At 70.8% G+C, this 15,352-nt stretch carries 13 protein-coding genes; 9 read left to right on the top strand and 4 right to left on the bottom strand.

Annotation, left to right across the window (positions count from 1 at the left end):
- Positions 1-167 precede the first annotated feature (167 nt).
- From ABEA33_RS03810 to ABEA33_RS03795, 4 genes are all read left to right on the top strand, one after another.
- Positions 168-464, top strand: coding sequence for an SRPBCC family protein (locus ABEA33_RS03810; protein WP_345525258.1), 297 nt, complete (start codon positions 168-170; stop codon positions 462-464).
- A gap of 22 nt (positions 465-486) precedes the next feature.
- Positions 487-1,668: a cysteine desulfurase family protein gene (locus tag ABEA33_RS03805; RefSeq protein ID WP_345525257.1), complete on the top strand. Its 1,182-nt coding sequence runs from the start codon at positions 487-489 to the stop codon at positions 1,666-1,668.
- Positions 1,665-2,765, top strand: coding sequence for a tRNA 2-thiouridine(34) synthase MnmA (mnmA, locus tag ABEA33_RS03800; RefSeq protein WP_345525256.1), 1,101 nt, complete (start codon positions 1,665-1,667; stop codon positions 2,763-2,765). Before ABEA33_RS03805 ends, mnmA begins: the two co-directional genes overlap by 4 nt.
- A 76-nt stretch (positions 2,766-2,841) precedes the next feature.
- A complete protein-coding gene (locus ABEA33_RS03795; RefSeq protein WP_345525255.1) occupies positions 2,842-3,825 on the top strand; it encodes a methionine synthase in 984 nt (327 codons plus the stop codon).
- A 168-nt stretch (positions 3,826-3,993) separates the two neighbouring features.
- Here the strand turns inward: ABEA33_RS03795 and ABEA33_RS03790 are convergent, their stop codons facing one another.
- Positions 3,994-5,607, bottom strand: a complete 1,614-nt coding sequence (locus ABEA33_RS03790) for an MFS transporter (RefSeq protein ID WP_345525254.1) — start codon at positions 5,605-5,607, stop codon at positions 3,994-3,996.
- Positions 5,607-6,218 carry a TetR/AcrR family transcriptional regulator gene (locus tag ABEA33_RS03785; RefSeq protein WP_345525253.1) on the bottom strand — a complete coding sequence of 204 codons (612 nt, stop codon included), beginning with the start codon at positions 6,216-6,218 and terminating at the stop codon, positions 5,607-5,609. The genes ABEA33_RS03790 and ABEA33_RS03785 overlap by 1 nt, the downstream gene beginning before the upstream one ends.
- Before the next feature lie 182 nt (positions 6,219-6,400).
- On the opposite strand from ABEA33_RS03785, the gene ligA reads away from it, so the two are divergent.
- Positions 6,401-8,515: an NAD-dependent DNA ligase LigA gene (ligA, locus tag ABEA33_RS03780; RefSeq protein ID WP_345525252.1), complete on the top strand. Its 2,115-nt coding sequence runs from the start codon at positions 6,401-6,403 to the stop codon at positions 8,513-8,515.
- On the opposite strand, the gene ABEA33_RS03775 is transcribed toward ligA, so the two are convergent.
- Complete coding sequence (locus tag ABEA33_RS03775) at positions 8,503-9,642, bottom strand: hypothetical protein (protein WP_345525250.1); 1,140 nt, start codon at positions 9,640-9,642, stop codon at positions 8,503-8,505. The genes ligA and ABEA33_RS03775 overlap by 13 nt on opposite strands.
- A complete protein-coding gene (locus ABEA33_RS03770) occupies positions 9,635-10,153 on the bottom strand; it encodes a SigE family RNA polymerase sigma factor (RefSeq protein WP_345525249.1) in 519 nt (172 codons plus the stop codon). The genes ABEA33_RS03775 and ABEA33_RS03770 overlap by 8 nt, the downstream gene beginning before the upstream one ends.
- Positions 10,154-10,238: 85 nt before the next feature.
- Between ABEA33_RS03770 and gatC the strand changes: the two genes are divergently transcribed.
- The 4 genes from gatC to ABEA33_RS03750 all read left to right on the top strand — a co-directional run bounded on the left by gatC (position 10,239) and on the right by ABEA33_RS03750 (position 15,352).
- Entirely contained in the window at positions 10,239-10,538 is a 300-nt protein-coding gene (gene gatC / locus ABEA33_RS03765) for an Asp-tRNA(Asn)/Glu-tRNA(Gln) amidotransferase subunit GatC (RefSeq protein ID WP_345525247.1), read from the top strand.
- Positions 10,538-12,058: an Asp-tRNA(Asn)/Glu-tRNA(Gln) amidotransferase subunit GatA gene (gatA, locus tag ABEA33_RS03760; RefSeq protein WP_345525244.1), complete on the top strand. Its 1,521-nt coding sequence runs from the start codon at positions 10,538-10,540 to the stop codon at positions 12,056-12,058. The genes gatC and gatA overlap by 1 nt, the downstream gene beginning before the upstream one ends.
- A complete protein-coding gene (gene gatB / locus ABEA33_RS03755; RefSeq protein WP_345525243.1) occupies positions 12,055-13,548 on the top strand; it encodes an Asp-tRNA(Asn)/Glu-tRNA(Gln) amidotransferase subunit GatB in 1,494 nt (497 codons plus the stop codon). The genes gatA and gatB overlap by 4 nt, the downstream gene beginning before the upstream one ends.
- Before the next feature lie 214 nt (positions 13,549-13,762).
- A complete protein-coding gene (locus ABEA33_RS03750; RefSeq protein ID WP_345525242.1) occupies positions 13,763-15,352 on the top strand; it encodes a prenyltransferase/squalene oxidase repeat-containing protein in 1,590 nt (529 codons plus the stop codon).

Here is a 15,352-nt window from a genome sequence, read left to right as displayed (position 1 = left end):
GGAGGGAGCGAGAAGTCGTCTGTCGCCGCTGACGGCGGCACCGCGGCACCGGGCCGTCGCGCATCGTCCTTTCCAACCCGGAGCGGCACCCCGAGCTCGACGGGTCCGGCTTCGTCCTCAGCGACGAGAAGAGCGACCGGATCACCGGGACCGGGCAGGTGTTCCGGATGAACATGTCCGGCCCGCACCTGGGCGGCGACTACCAGACCGACAACACCGTCACGGGCTACGACAAGAACCACCTGCTCGCTTGGCAGACCGCGCCCGCCGGCACCGAGCCGCCCGGGTGGGAGTGGGTCTGGGACCTGAAGGCGGAGGGATCTGACGCCACGGCGGTCACGCTGACCTACGACTGGGGCAAGGTCACGGACCAGGACCTGCTCGCCAAGATCGGCTTCCCGCTGGTCCCGGCGTCGGCACTGGAGGGCTCGCTGGGCAACCTCGCCTCCGCGGTTGCTGGCTGACCGCCGTACCCTGGTCGGTGCAATGACCGACAGGACCGTCTACCTCGACCACGCTGCGACCACACCGATGGTGCCGGCAGCGGTCGAGGCGATGACGGCGCACCTCCTCGAGGTCGGCAACGCCAGCTCGCTGCACGCCTCCGGCAGGCACGCCCGACGCGTGGTCGAAGAGTCCCGGGAGACCATCGCCCAAGCCCTCGACTGCCGGCCCGGTGAGGTCGTCTTCACCTCCGGCGGCACCGAGGCCGACAACATGGCGCTCAAGGGCGTCTACTGGTCGCGCCGCGCGGCCGACCCGCGCCGTACCCGCATCCTCGCCACGTCGATCGAGCACCACGCCGTGCTCGACCCGCTCCACTGGCTCGAGACGGCCGAGGGTGCCGCGGTGTGGCCTCTGGCCGTCGACTCGCAGGCTCGCCTCGACGTCGACGCGTTCCGGGCAGCGGTCGAGCGCGACCCCGGCTCGGTGGCGCTGATCTCCGTGATGTGGGCCAACAACGAGGTCGGCACGCTGCAGCCCATCGACGAGGTCGTCGCGATCGCGGCCGAGCACGGCATCCCGGTGCACACCGACGCCGTCCAGGCCGTCGGGGCAGTGCCGGTGGCGTTCGCCCGCTCGGGCGTCGACGCGCTGACGCTCACCGGACACAAGGTCGGCGGCCCTTTCGGCGTCGGCGCACTCGTCGTGCGCCGTGAGCTCGACGTCACCCCGTTGGTGCACGGTGGCGGCCAGGAGCGCGACATCCGCAGCGGCACCATCGACCCCCCGGCGATCGCCGGCTTCGCCGCGGCCGTGGAGCTCGCGGTCAAGCAGCAGGCGGACCACGCCACCCGGATCTCGGCGCTGCGCGACGACCTGGTGCGCCGGGTCATCGCGGCCGTGCCCGACGCCCACCTGCACGGGCCCGCGCTCGACAGCGGCGCGCGACTGCCCGGCAACGCACACCTCGGCTTCCCGGGCTGCGAGGGCGACTCCCTGCTGATGCTGCTCGACGCGCGCGGGATCGAGTGCTCGACCGGCTCCGCCTGCTCGGCCGGCGTGCCGCAGCCGTCGCACGTGCTGCTCGCGATGGGTCGCGACGAGGAGGCCGCCCGGCACTCGCTGCGCTTCTCGCTCGGCCACACCTCGACCCAGGCCGACGTCGACGCGGTCGTCGAGGCGATCGTGCCCGTGGTCGAACGGGCCCGGGCAGCCAAGCGATGAGGATTGTTGCTGCCATGTCCGGCGGCGTCGACTCCGCCGTCGCCGCGGCGCGCGCGGTCGAGGCCGGCCACGACGTCACGGGCATCCACCTGGCCCTATCGCGCAACCCGGCGTCGTACCGCTCCGGCGCCCGCGGCTGCTGCACGATCGAGGACTCCAACGACGCGCGACGGGCCGCCGACGTGATCGGCATCCCGTTCTACGTCTGGGACCTGTCCGACCGCTTCCACGAGGATGTGGTCGAGGACTTCATGGACGAGTACGCCGCCGGCCGCACTCCCAACCCCTGCCTGCGCTGCAACGAGAAGATCAAGTTCGCGGCCGTCCTCGACCGGGCGCTGGGGCTAGGCTTCGACGCGGTCGCGACCGGGCACTACGCGCAGCTGCGCACCGGTGCGGACGGGCTGATCGAGATGCACCGCGCGGTCGACCACGGCAAGGACCAGTCCTACGTGCTCGGCGTGCTGGACCAGCAGCAGCTCGCCCACTCGCTCTTCCCGCTCGGCGACTCGACCAAGGCCGACGTACGCCTCGAGGCGGCGGAGCGCGGCCTGTTGGTCGCCGACAAGCCGGACAGCCACGACATCTGCTTCGTCGCCGACGGCGACAACGCCGGCTGGCTGCGCGAGAAGCTAGGCGACAAGGCGCCCAACCACGGCGGCGAGATCCTCGACGAGTCCGGGGAGGTGCTCGGCCAGCACGACGGGACCTACGGGTTCACCATCGGCCAGCGCAAGGGGCTGCGGCTGGGCCGCCCGGCTCCGGACGGGAAGCCGCGGTTCGTGCTCGACATCGAGCCCGTGTCCGGCACCGTCACCGTGGGTCCGCGTGAGCATCTTGCGGTGCACCGGCTCAGCGGCATCAAGCCGCGCTGGTGTGGCACCGTCCCGCGGTCGCTTTCCGGGACGGTCCAACTCCGCGCGCACGGTGAGGAGCTCCCGGCGCGGGTGAGCGTCGGGGAGACGGTCGAGATCGAGCTGCTCGAGCCGGCGTACGGCATCGCGCCCGGTCAGGCGGCGGTGCTGTACGACGGAACCCGCGTCGTCGGATCCGCGACCATCGCGTCGACGTCGTCGGTAACGGCGGGGCAGCGGTGAGCAGGCAACCGTTTCGAGCCACGGCGAGCGGGATTTCGGTTGCTGACTCACCGCCGCGGCGTCAGGTGCCCCGCCCGTGGTGATCGCGACCGGCGTCGGGTCCTATCCCGGCGAGGACTTCGATGAAGCGCTCCGCACCGTCCTCGGCGAGCTGCCCGACCTGCCGCACCTGCCGGAGCTGCCGGCGCGGGGTGTGACGGCCGGGATGACCGGGCGAGCGTTGGCCGTGATGGCCGAGCTCGGGGCCGACCTGCAGCCTGCTGGCTGGCGCCTCACCGACGCGCCAGGGGTCGACCACCGGCGCGCGCGCAGTCTGCTCGGCCAGGACCTGGACACCCTCGAGGACCTGACAGAGGGCTACTCCGGTTCGTTCAAGATCCAGGTGGCCGGGCCGTGGATGCTCGCGGCGACCGTCGAGAAGCCGCGCGGCGACAAGGTGCTCAGCGACTTCGGTGCCCGGCGCGAGCTGGCCCAGGCGCTGGCCGAGGGGCTACGTGGCCACGTGGCCGACGTACGACGACGGCTGCCGGGTGTGGATCGCCTGATCGTGCAGGTCGACGAGCCGGCGCTGGCCGCCGTCCTCGGCGCGAAGGTGCCGACCGCCTCCGGGTTCGGCCGACACCGGATGGTGCACCCGCCCGAGGCGTCGGAGGCGCTGGCGTGGGTGCTCGAGGCGATCGCCGAAGCGGGAGCCGAGCCGTGGGTGCACACCTGCGCATCCGGCACGCCGCTGGAGTTGCTGCGTACGTCGGGCGCGCGTGGGATCTCGGTCGACCTCGGCCTGCTGACGGCCGCCGACCACGACGCGCTCGCCGAGGCGCTGGAGGGTGGGGACACCGTCGCGCTCGGTGTCGTACCGTCGCTCGACCCGGCCACCGCGCCCACCGACACGGAGCTCACCGAGCGGGTGCTGCGCTGGCTCGACATGCTCGGCCTCGACCCGACCGAGGTGGGGGAGCGCCTCGTGATCACCGCGACCTGCGGACTGGCCGGTGCCTCGCCTGCCTGGTCGCGCGAGTCGCTCGAGTTGCTGCGCACCGCGGCCGCGAACCTGACCTGAGGGGACCCATCCTGCGGCACCCTCATCACCAGCCGCAACCCGGACGACCTCCCGGCTTTCATCAAGGCTCTCGAGGACACGCTGTCCTGAACGCACGAACGGGTCGTGTGCCTGAGCCCGCGCTATCGCGCGTTCTCAGGCACACGACCCGTGTGGTCGTGCGTCAGATCAGCCCACGTGGACCGGAACGTCCTCGGGGCCGTCGGTCGCGAGCTCCTCGTGCTTCACGTTGAGGAAGAGCCACGTGGCCAGCGAGCCCAGTGTGATCAGACCGGCGCCGACCAGGAAGGCCGCCGTCGCGCCGTTGGTGAACGAGCCCAGGTAGGCCAGCTGGCCCACCTGGTCCTTCGGCAGACCCTGCTGGGTGAACGCGCTGGCCAGCTCGGACTTCTTGTCGGAAGCCGCGCTCAGGGCGACCGTGCTCAGGATCGCCAGTCCGAGCGCGCCGCCGACCTGCTGCATGGTGTTCAGCACGCCGGAGCCAATGCCCGAGTCCTCAGAGCGGAGGTGGTGCACCGCGGTGAGGGTGAGCGGCACGAACACGGCGCCCATGCCGATCGACATCAGCACAATGAACGGGAAGATCGACGACCAGTAGTTCACGCCATCACCCAGGCTGCCGCTCTGCATCGCCGAGAGGATGCCGTCGGCCGAGTCAGGGACCGAGATCCGCGAGAAGCCCACCAGGGACGCCGCCGCCATCAAGGTGCCGACACCGGCGATGTAACGGGCGTCGATCCGGTTGACGAGGTTGGACGACAGGCCCGCACCGATCACGATGCCGACGGAGAACGGCAGGAACGCGAACCCGGCGTGCAGCGGGCTGTAGCCCATCACCAGCTGGATGAAGAGGCTCAGGAAGTAGAACATCGCGAACATCGCCGCGGGCACGACCATCATCACCAGGAAGCTGGTGGCCCGGGTGCGGTTGGCGAAGACCCGGACCGGCAGCAGTGGGTGCTTCACGCGAGACTCGATGAAGGCGAACGCCGCGAGCAGCACAGCACCGGCCACCAGGGACGCGATCGTCCAGGGGTCGTCCCAGCCGTGTGCCGCCTCGCCGGCACGGCTGAAGCCGTAGACCAGGCCGAGCAGGCCGAGGGTGCCGGTGATGGCGCCGGGGATGTCGAGCTCGCCGGGGTGCGACTCCGACTCGTTGAGGAACCGGGGAGCCAGGGCAGCTGCGAACAGGCCGATCGGCACGTTGATGAGGAACGTCAGCCGCCACCCGTCGATGGTGACGCCCAGGATGTCGGGCGATGTGCCGGTGAGCCAGCCACCGAGGATCAGGCCGACCGCGGCGCCGGCGCCGGACATGGCGGCGTACACCGCGAACGCCCGGTTGCGCGTCGGACCAGCGGGGAAGGTCGTGGTGATCAGTGCGAGCGCGGCGGGGGAGGCGAGCGCGGCGCCGAGGCCCTGGAGGCCTCGGGCCGAGAGCAGCAGTGCCTCGTTCTGGGCGAGGCCGCCGAGCAACGACGCGACCGCGAAGATCGACAGGCCGATCATGAAGACCTTGCGGCGGCCGTAGAGGTCGCCGAGGCGACCGCCGAGGAGCAGCAGGCCACCGAACGCGAGCGCGTAGCCGGTGACGATCCAGGTGAGGTTGGCCTGGTCGATGTCGAGGTCGGCGCCGATGAAGGGCAGCGCGATGTTGGCGATGGAGGCGTCGAGCACCACCATCAGCTGGGCGATCGAGATGAGCACGAGCGCCCACCTCAGGTTCAGCGGCTTGCCGGAGGCCTTGTGGATGGTGGCCTCGGCACTGGCGACGTCAGTCATCAGTCTTCCTTCTGGGTCGTCTGGATGGTGGCCGGTTCGCGGGTGGCGGCCGGCAGGATGATCTGGTCGATGACGCGCGTGATGATGTCGAGGTCGGGGACCTCGCCCATCACGAACACGCGGTGGAGGATGATGCCGGCGAGCGCCGGCTCGAGCAGGTCGAGGTCGGCGTCGGGGCGGATCTCTCCGCGGTCGCGGGCGCGTTCCCAGAGCTGGCGAGAGACCGCGATCTTGGGGCCGATGACCTCGCGGCGGAGTGCCTCCGCGAAGGCCGCGTCCCGGGAGATCGCGGTCAGTACGCTGGCGAAGGTCGCGACTGACTTCGGGTCGGACAACCCTCCGACGCCGCAGAAGACCTGCTGGAGGTCACCGCGCAGGGAGCCCGTGTCCGGTGCGTGCACGGGGCCCTTGCTGTGCTGCAGTGCCTCGATCACCAGGCTGACCTTGTTGGTCCAGCGGCGGTAGAGCGTGGCCTTGGACGCCTTGGCCTTGGTCGCCACGGCGTCCATGGTGAGCCGGTCGTAGCCGACGTCGGCGAGCACCTCGAGGGTGGCGTCGAGGATCTCCTGCTCGCGGTCGCCCTCGACTCGCGGGCGTTCGGTCGGTGTCATCGATGTCCTCCTCGCGGTGTTCAGAAGTCGTTAACCTAGATGAAACGAAACGGTTTCGTTTCATCCGGAACAGCGTAGGGCGGCCGATTAATTCCGAGCAACCGGATATTTTTCTCAGAAATCTCTTGCGCCCTCCCGACCGGGCCGCCGGCGGTGTCGGTGCGGCGCGGCAGAATGCCCCCATGAGCACTCCCTCCGAACCAGTTGTGGATGCCCAGGTCGACGCCGCTCCGGCCGAGACCCGGGAGGAGCACCGTCGGATCGCGGAGGAGATCGAGGACGCCCGCTGGCGCTACTTCGTGCTCGACAGCCCGACCCTCGACGACGCCGACTACGACCGGCGGCTGCGCCGGCTCCAGGAGCTCGAGGAGGAGTTCCCCGAGCTGCGTACGCCGGACTCGCCGACGCAGAAGGTCGGGGGAGCGGTGTCGACCGAGTTCACCGCGGTCGACCACCTCCGGCGGATGGAGAGCCTCGACAACGCGTTCTCCTTCGAGGAGCTCGAGTCGTGGCACGCCCGGCTCGCGCGTGACGGCATCGAGAAGCCCGCTCTGCTCTGCGAGCTCAAGGTCGACGGCCTGGCGATCAACCTGCTCTACGAGGGCGGCCGGCTCAAGCGGGCGCTGACTCGCGGCGACGGCAGCACCGGGGAGGACGTCACGCCCAACGTCCGCACGATCGAGTCGGTGCCCGACCGGCTGACCGGCACGGACGAGTTCCCGGTGCCGGACCTGATCGAGGTGCGGGGAGAGGTCTTCCTCCCGGTCGAGGCGTTCGAGCGGCTCAACGAGTCGCTGCTCGAGGCGGGCAAGGCGCCGTTCGCCAACCCGCGCAACTCGGCGGCAGGGTCGCTGCGCCAGAAGGACCCGCGGGTCACCGCGAGTCGCGCGCTCGACATGGTCTGCCACGGCATCGGCGAGCGGCGTGGCTTCGAGCCGAAGGCGCAGTCGCACGCCTACGAGGCGCTACGGGCCTGGGGCCTGCCGATCAGCGAGAAGGTCAAGGTCGTGCCGACCCTCAAGGAGGTCGAGGCCTACATCGAGAACGCCGGCGAGCACCGGCACACGATCGTGCCCTACGAGATCGATGGTGTCGTGGTGAAGGTCGACGACGTGTCGCTCCAGCGTCGGCTCGGCTCGACCAGCCGCGCGCCGCGCTGGGCGATCGCGTTCAAGTACCCGCCCGAGGAGGTCAACACCAAGCTCCTGGACATCAAGGTCAACGTCGGCCGCACCGGCCGCGTCACGCCGTACGGCGTCATGGAGCCGACCCTCGTGGCCGGATCGACCGTCGAGAACGCCACCCTCCACAATGCTCACGAGGTCAAGCGCAAGGACGTCCGCCCCGGCGACACCGTGATCCTGCGCAAGGCCGGCGACGTGATCCCCGAGATCCTCGGGCCGGTGCTCGCGCTGCGGCCCACAGGGCTGCGACCCTGGAAGATGCCGACGAAGTGCCCGTCCTGCGCGACACCATTGGCGGAGCAGAAGGAGGGTGACAAGGACCTGCGCTGCCCCAACCACGAGAAGTGCCCGGGCCAGGTGCGCGAACGGGTCTTCTTCGTCGCGAGCCGCAACGCGTTCGACATCGAGGGCCTGGGCTACGAGGCGGCGACCGCCCTGCTGGATGCCGAGGTGATCACCAACGAGGGCGACGTGTTCGACCTGACCGCCGAGCAGCTGCTCAAGGCGCCGTTGTTCACCCGCGCTCCGAAGAAGGGTGAGGAGGGCCTGCAGCTCAGCGCCAACGGTCAGCGGCTGCTCGACAACCTCGGCGCCCGGCTCCAGGTGCCGCTCTGGCGGGTGCTGGTCGCGCTCTCGATCCGGCACGTCGGCCCCAGCGCGGCGCGTGCGCTCGCGCAGGAGTTCGGGTCGATGGCGGCGATCAGGGAGGCGACCGAGGCGGAGCTGGCCGCCGCCGAGGGGGTGGGCCCGACCATCGCCGAGGCGGTGATCGAGTGGTTCAAGGAGCCCTGGCACGTCGCGATCGTCGACAAGTGGAAGGCCGCCGGGGTCTCGCTCGAGGACAAGCGGGACCAGTCGATCGACCGCACCCTCGAGGGCCTGACGATCGTGGTGACCGGGTCCCTGGTCGACTTCAGCCGCGACTCCGCCAAGGAGGCGATCCTGTCTCGCGGCGGCAAGGCAGCGGGGTCGGTGTCCAAGAAGACCGACTACGTCGTGATCGGGGAGAGCGCTGGGTCGAAGGCCGACAAGGCCGAGCAGCTCGGCGTCCCGATCCTCGACGAGGAGGGCTTCAAGGCCCTCCTCGTCGACGGACCTCCTCAGGACTCGTAGGAGTTGCCGCCCACCTTGACGGGCCCGTCGCCCAGAGAGATCCCGGTCGACGTGCAGTCGCCGGTGGCGGGGGAGCAGAGGTCGACGGCGCCGTCCGTGACCCGGATGACGCGTCCGTCGGGCGTCCAGCCGGCCTGGTCACCGATGTCGAGCTTCGTGCTTGCGGCGTCGCTCAGGTCGACGACCTGCGACGCCGGGTCGTCGTAGACGCAGACGTAGTCGTCGTTGCAGGTGCTCCACGGGATGAGCAGGGCATAGCGACCGTCGGGCGACAGGCTGGCCCCCGCGGGTCCGGCGGGAAGGTCGGAGACCACGCGGTCCCCGGTCGCCACGTCGATGACCGCGCTGGGATTGCCGCGCTGGTCCTCCAGCACCTCGTGGCCGGCGGTCACGCCGGGGAAGCGGGACGAAGGTAGGTGCGCGGCGTCCTCCACCTCGCCTGTGCGCCAGTTGACCTCCAGGGTGGCGTCGTCGAGGCCGACGTAGACGTGGTCCCCGTCGAGCGCGACGGGCGGGGCCTCCCAGCCACCCCAGCTGAAGGCACCGTCGATGGGGATCGTGGCCGCGACGTCGCCGGTCCGGACGTCGCGCAGCACGACGGTCCAGTCGCCGTGCCCGACGACACCGCGCTTCTCGGCGTACGCGAGGTAGGGCAGCGTCGGGTCGGAGCTTGGTGCCCGGTCGCCGAGCTGCAGACCGAGGCTGTGCACCTCGCCGTCGTCGGTCACGAGGGCGTAGGAGGAGTCGGAGCCGTCGGTGTAGGAGGCCTTCCCGGTGCGCACGACGCTGCCGGCGGACGTGTAGTAGATCGACTTGACCTTGCTGGGGAGCGTGACGGTGGCGCCGTTGCCCAGTGACAGCGTCGATCCTGAGGCGACCGCCCAGCCGGCCGGGTTCAGCGCGCTGGCCACGGCGGGGTCGGTGGGCGGGCGGAAGTGCGCCCGGTCGGGCAGGTTCATGCCGAGTCCAGCCACAGCGACCACGCCGGCCGTCACCGTGGCGCCCACGACCAGCCGGCGCCGGCGCTGCACGCGCCGACCGCGCGACAGGATCGCGTCAGCGGGTGCCGTCGGCACGTCGAGGGTGTCAGCCTCCTGGCGGAGGAGAAGGGCGAGGCGTTCAGTCACGGTGTGCTCCCAGGGTGTGCGGGACGGCGGCTTCTCCGAGCTGGGCGCGCAGTCGCGCGAGTGCATCGGAGGTCTGGCTCTTGACGGTGCCCTCGGAGATGCCGAGGGCGTAGGCGACCTCGCGGACGCTGAGGTCGTCGTAGTAGCGGAGCACCACGACGGCGCGTTGGCGTGGCGCGAGCGTGGCCAGGGCGTCGACGAGGGCGGTGCGGGTAGTCGGGTCGTGCTCGGTGCCGGCATCCGGCAGCACCTCGGTGGGGTGCTCGTTGCGCCAGGACTTCCGGCGGAACCAGGAGGCGGCGGTGTTGGCGAGCACGACGCGGGCGTACGCCGGGGCCGCTGCGGGCTCCTTGACCTTGCGCCAGGAGGCGTAGGTCTTGGCGAGCGAGGTCTGGACGAGGTCCTCGGCGAGCTGGTGCTCACCGAGCATCAGATACGCGGTGCGGTAGAGCCCGGGCCATGCGGCGTGCACGAACTCGGCGAACTCGTCGTCCGTCAGTGTTCTTGCCAAGAGGTCCTCCTCGATCGGTCATCCGAGAAGATGCCGCATCGGCCCGATCGGTTGGGTCCGGCCCATCTCTCCTAGGATTGACCACATGCCCGAAATTTCCCGAGACGAGGTCGCGCACCTGGCGAACCTCGCCCGGATCGACCTGTCCGACGACGAGCTCGACCATCTCGCACCGCAGCTGTCGGTGATCTTGGAGTCCGTGGCCTCGATCAGCGGCGTCGCCGGCGACGACATCCCCCCGACCTCGCACGCGCTGCCGCTCACCAACGTCTTCCGCGAGGACGTCGTGCGCCCGAGCCTGACGCCCGAGCAGGCGCTCTCCGGCGCCCCGGCCGTCGACGAGCAGCGCTTCTCCGTGCCGCGGATCCTGGGAGAGGAAGCCTGATGACGCTCATCCACCGGACCGCGGCCGAGCTGGCCGACGCGCTCGCCGCTGGCGAGACCACCTCGGTCGAGCTGACCCAGGCCCACCTCGACCGCATCGCCGCCGTCGACGGCGCGGTGCACGCCTTCCTGCACGTCGACGCCGAGGGCGCGCTCGCCCAGGCGGCAGAGTCCGACGCGCGTCGCGCCGCCGGCACCCTGCTCTCGGCCCTGGACGGCGTGCCGATCGCCGTCAAGGATGTCCTCGCGACCGAGGGGCTGCCGACCACGTGCGGGTCGAAGATCCTCGAGGGCTGGATCCCGCCGTACGACGCGACGGTGGTCAGCAAGCTCAAGGCCGCCGGCCTGCCGATCCTCGGCAAGACCAACATGGACGAGTTCGCGATGGGCTCCTCCACCGAGCACTCGGCGTACGGCGCCACGCACAACCCGTGGGACCTGGACCGGATCCCGGGCGGTTCCGGCGGTGGTTCCGCCGCCGCCGTGGCCGCCTTCGAGGCGCCGCTCGCGATCGGCACCGACACCGGTGGCTCGATCCGCCAGCCCGGCGCCGTCACCGGCACGGTCGGGGTCAAGCCGACGTACGGCGGGGTGTCGCGCTACGGCCTCGTCGCGCTCGCCAACTCGCTCGACCAGGCCGGGCCGGTCACCCGGACCGTGCTCGACTCGGCTCTGCTGCACGAGGTCATCGGTGGGCACGACCCGATGGACTCCACGAGCATCGACCAGCCGATCCCCGACCTGGTGGCCGCCGCCAAGCAGGGCGCCGTGGGCGACTTGACCGGCGTGCGCATCGGCGTGATCTCCGAGCTCGCGGGCGACGGCTGGCAGCCCGGGGTGATGACCCGCTTCCAGGAGTCGGTCGACCTGCTGGTCAAGGCCGGCGCCGAGGTCGTCGAGGTGTCCTGCCCCAACTTCGTGCACGCGATGGCGGCGTACTACCTGATCCTGCCGGCCGAGGCGTCCAGCAACCTCGCGAAGTTCGACGCCATGCGCTACGGCCTGCGGGTCTGGCCCGAGGGCAAGCCCGACGCGAGCGCCGAGGAGGTGATGCGCGCGACCCGCGACGCCGGATTCGGTGACGAGGTGAAGCGCCGGATCATCCTCGGCACCTACGCGCTGTCCAGCGGCTACTACGACGCCTACTACGGCCAGGCCCAGAAGGTGCGCACGCTGATCGCGCGCGACTTCGAGGCCGCGTTCGAGCAGGCCGACGTGCTGGTCTCCCCGACGGCGCCGACCACGGCGTTCAAGCTGGGGGAGAAGCTCGACGACCCGATCGCGATGTACCTCAACGACCTCGCGACCATCCCGGCCAACCTGGCGGGCGTCCCCGGCATCTCGGTGCCCAGCGGCCTCGCCGAGGAGGACGGCCTGCCGGCCGGCTTCCAGATCTTGGCGCCGGCCCTCGCCGACGACCGCTGCTATCGGGTCGGCGCCGCCCTCGAGGCCGCGCTGGTCGCGCAGTGGGGCGGACCCCTGCTCGACAAGGCTCCCGCTCTGGAAGGGGCATCGGCATGACGGACACCCTGGTCGCCTTCGACGACGTGCTGGCGGCGTACGACCCGGCGCTGGGCCTGGAGGTCCACGTCGAGCTCAACACCAACACCAAGATGTTCTGCGGCTGCCCGGCCGTCTTCGGCGGCGAGCCCAACACCCAGGTCTGCCCGACCTGTCTCGGCCTGCCCGGCGCGATGCCGGTGGTCAACGCCAAGGCGATCGAGTCGGCGATCCGGATCGGCCTCGCCCTCAACTGCGAGATCGCGGAGTGGTGCCGGTTCGCCCGGAAGAACTACTTCTACCCGGACATGCCGAAGAACTTCCAGACCAGCCAGTACGACGAGCCGATCGCGTTCGAGGGCTACCTGGACGTGGAGGTCGACGGTGAGACCTTCCGGGTCGAGATCGAGCGCGCGCACATGGAGGAGGACACCGGGAAGTCGCTGCACGTCGGTGGCGCCACCGGGCGCATCCACGGCGCCGACCACTCGCTGGTCGACTACAACCGGGCCGGCATCCCGCTCATCGAGATCGTCACCAAGCCGATCCAGGGCATGGGGGAGAAGGCGCCGGCCGTGGCGCGCGCGTACGTCTCCCAGCTGCGCGACGTGATCCTGGCCCTGGGCGTCTCCGAGGCCCGGATGGACCAGGGCAACCTGCGCGCCGACGTCAACCTGTCGCTGGCGCCGAAGGGCTCGGGGGTGCTCGGCACCCGCACCGAGACCAAGAACGTCAACTCGTTCCGCTCCGTCGAGCGGGCCGTCCGCTACGAGATGCAGCGCCACGCCGGCATCCTCGACGCGGGTGGCTCGATCCTGCAGGAGACGCGCCACTGGCACGAGGACACCGGGATCACCACGAGCGGTCGCGAGAAGTCCGACGCCGACGACTACCGCTACTTCCCCGAGCCCGACCTGGTGCCGGTCGCACCGTCGCGCGAGTGGGTCGAGGAGCTGCGCGGCACGCTGCCGGAGAACCCGCTGCTCAAGCGGGCCCGCCTGCAGGGCGACTGGGGCTACACCGACCTCGAGATGCGCGACGTCGTGGCCGCCGGCGCGGTGGGCCTGATCGAGGAGACCGTCGCCGCCGGCGCGTCGCCGCAGGCGGCCCGCAAGTGGTGGCTCTCCGACCTCGGCCGCCGGGCCAACGACGCGGGTCTCGACATCACCGACCTCGAGGTCACTCCGGCCCAGGTCGCGGCTGTCCAGGCGCTGGTCGACAGCGGCACCCTCAACGACAAGCTCGCCCGGCAGGTCTTCGACGGCCTGCTCGCCGGTGAGGGCACACCCGAGGAGATCGTGGCCGCCCGTGGGCTGGCCGTCGTCTCCGACGAAGGTGCACTCTCGGCCGCGGTCGACGCCGCCATCGCCGCCAACCCTGACGTCGCCGGCAAGATCCGTGACGGCAAGGTGGCCGCGGCCGGGGCGTTGATCGGTGCGGTCATGAAGGAGATGCGCGGCCAGGCCGACGCCGGCCGGGTGCGCGAGCTCGTCCTGGAGAAGCTGTCCTGACTCGTTGCTGCCCGCGCGGCGGAGTTATGCTGCGCGGGCACATCAACGTACGCCCGTGGCGGGGGAAGCCGGTGAGACTCCGGCGCTGACCCGCAACCGTAGAGCCGGAGCGCCTGCCACGACGCGTCCTGATCACACGCTGTCGTGGAAAGCAGTGGGTGGCGACCCGGGGATCCACCTCGAGCCCCTCCCGCTGAGCAGCGGGAAGGAAACAATGCTCCGCTCCGTACGTCGCGCCACCGCCCTCGTGGCCGTGCCGGCTCTCACCGCCCTCGTCCTGGTCGCAACGCCGACCGCGGCGACCGCCGCCGAACCGTCCCCGTCCGGCTCCGCCTCCACCTGGCTGACCGGTCAACTGACCGGTGGGGAGATCGTTGGCGAGTTCGGGCCCGACTACGGCCTGTCAATCGACACGGCGGTCGCTCTCGCAGCTGTCGGCGGGCACCAGTCCGATGTCGTCGCCGTTCGCGATGCGCTCGCCGCCCATGTGGAGAGCTACACCACCGGAGACGCCTTCGGCGATGTCGACAGCCAGTACGCCGGAGCCACGGCCAAGGCGATGTGGTTCGCCCGCTTGTCCGGCGGCAACCCGCACGCCTTCGGCGGGGTGGACCTCCAGACCCAGTTGGAGTCGCTCGTCACCACCACTGGCCCGAGCACTGGTCGCATCGTCGACCAGAGCTCGTACGGTGACTACGCGAACGCTCTCGGCCAGATCTTCGCCGCCCGGGGACTCGCGCAAGGCAGCTCGCCCCTGGCGGCCGATGTTCGATCGTTCCTCCTGAAGCAGCAGTGCGCGGCCGGGTTCTTCCGACTCTCCTTCACCGAGAGCGCCGGAGCGGCCGATCAGACCTGTGACGGTGGCACCGCGACCGAAAGCGCACCCGACACCGACGTGACGGCCCTCTTCGTGATCGCGCTGCATGACGACGCTGCAGTGGCCGCGCCGGTGGCGGCGGCGACGGCCTGGCTGAAGCAGCAGCAATTGGGCGACGGATCCTTCGGCGGTGGCCCTTCCACCGAGGCGCCGAACGCCAACAGCACCGGACTCGCCGGCTGGGCTCTCGGTGAGGTCGGTGACACCGCGGGCGCCAAGAAGGCGGCCGTCTGGGTGAAGGCGCACCAGGTCGTCAACGCCGGCGCGTGCGCGCAGTACGCCGCGGCCGACACCGGCTCGATCGCGTACGACGACGCCGCGCTGACCGCGCTGGTGACCAAGCCGATCGCGCCGGCCACGCGCGACAAGGCGCGCCGCGCGACCGCCCAGGCGATCCCGGTGCTGAAGTGGGCACCCGCCGGCACCGGCACCAACGTGCTGTTCACCTCCGAGTACGTCCGCGCCGGGACCACGCCGTCGGTAGGCGTCACCGGTGCGGCTCCCGGTGACGCGCTGTGCGCCACGACGCCTGACGGGCAGAAGCTCGCCGCCACGGCCAATGCTGCCGGCGAGGCGCAGTTCCCGATCAAGCTCGGGACGAGGACGTCGACGACGGTCGTGACCGTCGCCAACGCGGCCGGCGTCGTCGACACGGCCACGATCAAGGCCCTCGGCGCCAAGAAGCTCGGGATCACCACCAAGGCCAAGGTCCGCAAGGGCAAGACGGTGAAGGTCCTCGTCCGCGGCCTCGCGCCGGCCGAGTCCGTGGTCGTGAAGGTCGGCGGCAAGAAGAAGGCCGGCCAGGCCAACGGCAAGGGCCGCTTCGTCGCCAAGGTGAAGGCCACCAAGCGGGGCAAGACGAAGGTCGTCGTCCGTGGCGAGTTCGCCAACCGCAAGGGCACCAAGACCATCCGGGTCGTTCGCTGA

Source organism: Nocardioides endophyticus (genome assembly GCF_039543845.1).
GTDB classification, from domain to species: domain Bacteria; phylum Actinomycetota; class Actinomycetes; order Propionibacteriales; family Nocardioidaceae; genus Nocardioides; species Nocardioides endophyticus.
Note: the sequence above shows the minus strand (reverse complement) of the source record. Positions and strands in the feature narration are given on the sequence as shown.

Bases quoted from the DNA above. Each gene is read 5' to 3' on its own strand.
- ABEA33_RS03810 (WP_345525258.1), top strand. From the start codon at position 168: ATGAACATGTCCGGCCCGCACCTGGGCGGCGACTACCAGACCGACAAC.
- ABEA33_RS03805 (WP_345525257.1), top strand. From the start codon at position 487: ATGACCGACAGGACCGTCTACCTCGACCACGCTGCGACCACACCGATG.
- mnmA (WP_345525256.1), top strand. From the start codon at position 1,665: ATGAGGATTGTTGCTGCCATGTCCGGCGGCGTCGACTCCGCCGTCGCC.
- ABEA33_RS03790 (WP_345525254.1), bottom strand. From the start codon at position 5,607: ATGACTGACGTCGCCAGTGCCGAGGCCACCATCCACAAGGCCTCCGGC.
- ABEA33_RS03785 (WP_345525253.1), bottom strand. From the start codon at position 6,218: ATGACACCGACCGAACGCCCGCGAGTCGAGGGCGACCGCGAGCAGGAG.
- ligA (WP_345525252.1), top strand. From the start codon at position 6,401: ATGAGCACTCCCTCCGAACCAGTTGTGGATGCCCAGGTCGACGCCGCT.
- gatC (WP_345525247.1), top strand. From the start codon at position 10,239: ATGCCCGAAATTTCCCGAGACGAGGTCGCGCACCTGGCGAACCTCGCC.
- gatA (WP_345525244.1), top strand. From the start codon at position 10,538: ATGACGCTCATCCACCGGACCGCGGCCGAGCTGGCCGACGCGCTCGCC.
- gatB (WP_345525243.1), top strand. From the start codon at position 12,055: ATGACGGACACCCTGGTCGCCTTCGACGACGTGCTGGCGGCGTACGAC.
- ABEA33_RS03750 (WP_345525242.1), top strand. From the start codon at position 13,763: ATGCTCCGCTCCGTACGTCGCGCCACCGCCCTCGTGGCCGTGCCGGCT.